Genomic DNA, 3,334 nt, shown 5'->3' with positions numbered 1-3,334 from the left:
TTAAATTATATAAAGACTTAAATCCTGAGAAAGCAACAAGTAACTAAAGAAACCTCAGGGGACAAATGGCACTATAGTAAATAGTAAAAAGTTGAAAGTATGAAGGTTTATAAAGTTTGTGTTGAATCAGACAAAGAGGACGATGGCATTACGAAAGTTTCTTCATCCGGTAAAAATGTCGACGTAAAAAAGCAATTGGGAATTAGTGGAGAGAAAAGCATTATTCAAAAAATATCTTTCACTGCTTGAAGTTGAAAAAGCAGAGCCATCTCTTGCACTGCTTAAGAAAATCGTTAAAGCTCATCTGATCAAAGTTCCGTTTGAAAATATTTCAAAGCTTTATTATAAACAGCAAGGGAAGAACTATTTCCCCGAACTCCCGCAGTACCTTGACGATATCGATATGCACAATTTCGGCGGGACGTGTTATGCAAATAATTATTATCTCTATCTGTTGCTTGAGCATCTCGGTTTTGATATCAAGCTTTGCGGTGCCGATATGCGCCAGCCCGATGTACATGTGATAAGCATGGTAGATATTAACAGACGAGAGTTTGTTGTTGACTGCGGCTATGCGGCGCCGTTCCTAAGTCCTTTGCCTGCAGATTTAAATGAGGATTACTGCATAAATTTTGGCAATGAAAAATATATTATTAGACCGAGAGATGAAAGCGGAAGAATTAAAGTGGAACAATACTCGGATGACAAACTTCAGCACTGGTATGCTGCAAACACTCAACCGCGCGAGATAGATGATTTCAGTAAAGTAATAGCCGACTCTTATTCAAATGATGCGGTATTTATGAATGCAATTCGTATTACAAAATTCAGCGAAAGCGGCTCTTTTGTTCTGAAGAATCTTCTCTATACCGAAACGGCTGGTTCGGAATCGGCAACCAAAAAACTTTCGCGTGATGAGCTGCCGGATTTTGTCAGTGAAAAATTTGATATGCCGGCGAATCTTGTTAGGGAAGCAGTCGCTTTTGTTAAAGAGCTGAAGGATATTTATGATTGAGAGTTTTTTAGATGTTTCGCTTCGCTCAACATGACAAAAAGTTCAGCTTCGTATTTATAGTAACTGCGTAATGTGCTGCGGATTTTTCCGATGCACTCCTTCGGAATTGATTCAATTACTGACTTTGAATTTAGTTCTGCTTTTTTTACTGCGTGATTTTCCCGCTCCTCTTTTTTTCGAACGGCGGAACTCTGTTTGAGAATGGCCGTGCGAATGTGAGGGCCCTTGCCTTTTTGAAGAACGCGATTTTCTTATAAATTTCTCAACAATTTCTTGATTCATCTTACCCGGTAGAAAAGGATGATCCTCAATAACTGGAATTGCGGATTTTATAAGTTTAGTTATTTCTTTAAGGTAAGCTCTTTCCTCAGCACCGCAGAAAGAAAGCGCTGTACCGCTAAGTCCAGCTCGGCCTGTACGCCCAATCCTGTGAATATAAGTTTCTGAATATTCGGGAATATCATAATTAAAAACGTGAGATAGTCTATCTATATCAATTCCTCTTGCGGCAATATCAGTTGCAACAAGAACTTTTGTTCGCATAGATTTGAAATTATCCAATGCCCTTTGTCTTGCGTTTTGCGATTTATCCCCGTGAATAGACGCAGTATGTATTTTTGCGTCATTTAAAAACCTGGCAACCATATCCGCTCCGCGTTTTGTTCTCGTAAATACGAGAGCAGAAGAAACATCCTCGTTCTTTAAAATGTAAATCAACAATTTCTTTTTATCGGCTCTTGAAACAAAATAAACCGCCTGTTTAATCACATCAACAGTTTTGGTTTGAGGCGTAATATCAATTTTTACAGGCTCGGTTAAGATTGTTTTGGACAACTTAACAATTTCTTCGGGCATTGTAGCCGAGAAAAACAGCGTTTGTCTTTTTGCAGGAAGCTTAGAGATAATTTTTTTAACATCATTTATAAATCCCATGTCAAGCATTCTATCGGCTTCATCAAGCACAAAAAGATTTATGCGGGAGAGATCAATATATTTTTGATTAACAAGGTCGAGGAGTCTGCCCGGAGTAGCAACGAGAATATCAATGCCGTGCTTCAACTTAGCTGTTTGAGAAAACTGAGAAACGCCGCCGAATACAACTGTGTTTTTTAATCCCGTGTGTTTTCCGTACACGCTGAAACTCTCGCCGACCTGAACCGCAAGCTCTCGTGTAGGAGTTAGTATTAAAGCTTTTATAGTTCGCCTTTTAGGTCTGCCCGGCTCTCTTGCTTCGCTCAGTATTTGTAAAATGGGAACAGCGAATGCCGCCGTTTTACCGGTACCGGTTTGAGCACAACCGAGGAGATCTTTCCTCTCCAGTATTACCGGAATTGCCTGCTGCTGAATAGGCGTTGGTATTGTATAGCCTTCGTTAGCAAGAGCCGTTTGCAGAGGCTTGATCAGATTTAAATTATTGAATGACATATTTCTTTCTTTTTTGCTTACCGGATTAAACTTTCAACCCGGTAATATCGGGGCTTAATTACGGCGGTTTGTTAATTGTGCTTAATTAGTAACTATAATAAGCGGTAATTTGTGAGGAATATTCTGCCGGAGGCATTAGTGTCAAAAATCACGCGGCAAAGTTAAGCTAAAAAAACATTTTATCCTATTTTTAAAAGATTCGTAACGGAGAAATAACAATACTTTACGGCTCAGCTAAACCTATAGAACGAAAGGAGCAACTTCCTGTAAATCGCTAATTCCAATGAAATTTCAGCTCCGTTAGGAGCGGAATATCTAAAGACAACCGAACTATCCGACTGCAACAAGTCCCATTGAGACAGAAGATTCTTTCTTCTAGTAAATATTTATTCCCAATGGAATTTTCAGTTCCGTTAGGAGTGGAATATCTAAAGAAACTCAAAAAAGCTGAATGCAAGAAGCCCCACAGGGGCGACATATCATTTCATAAAGTATAGCAAGACGCACGGAATTAACATTCGTTTAATCCGCCTACGCGTTCCGCTTCGGCGGACGAGAAGGGTGGGTCAAATTCCCTGCCGCTTGCGGCGGAACTGGGTTCGGGGCTTGCCCCGAGGTTCATACCATTGATTTCAATAAAATCTTATTTCACCGATAAAATCCGTATCTTCACCTATTACACTTTGAGTGTAAATAACCTTTGATTTATGTTTGCGTAAAAGATTTTTTCATATTGGATAGAATCATGAAACATATAATTACGTGCTTAATTCTTTTTGTTATTTCATCATTCAGTTATGGGCAGACAAAAATTTCCGGAGTGATAAAAGACTCCGACGATCAGCCACTTCCGCGTGCGAATGTTTATTTGAAAGATACATACGACGGAGTTTC

The 3,334-nt window shown here is 39.3% G+C and carries 3 protein-coding genes; 2 read left to right on the top strand and 1 reads right to left on the bottom strand.

The genetic code is table 11. The features are described 5' to 3' along the window. The first annotated feature begins 205 nt into the window (after positions 1 to 205). A complete protein-coding gene (locus FJ213_13090) occupies positions 206 to 1,015 on the top strand; it encodes an arylamine N-acetyltransferase (protein ID MBM4177086.1) in 810 nt (269 codons plus the stop codon). 111 nt (positions 1,016 to 1,126) lie between these two features. Here FJ213_13090 and FJ213_13085 read toward each other — a convergent pair whose 3' ends face one another. Next, positions 1,127 to 2,440 carry a DEAD/DEAH box helicase gene (locus FJ213_13085; protein ID MBM4177085.1) on the bottom strand — a complete coding sequence of 438 codons (1,314 nt, stop codon included), beginning with the start codon at positions 2,438 to 2,440 and terminating at the stop codon, positions 1,127 to 1,129. A gap of 745 nt (positions 2,441 to 3,185) precedes the next feature. Here FJ213_13085 and FJ213_13080 point away from each other — a divergent pair. Then, positions 3,186 to 3,334 (top strand): carboxypeptidase regulatory-like domain-containing protein (locus tag FJ213_13080; GenBank protein MBM4177084.1); only part of this gene is annotated, 149 nt, incomplete at its 3' end.

The organism is Ignavibacteria bacterium (assembly GCA_016873845.1).
In the GTDB taxonomy this organism is placed as follows: domain Bacteria; phylum Bacteroidota; class Ignavibacteria; order Ch128b; family Ch128b; genus JAHJVF01.
Note: the sequence above shows the minus strand (reverse complement) of the source record. Positions and strands in the feature narration are given on the sequence as shown.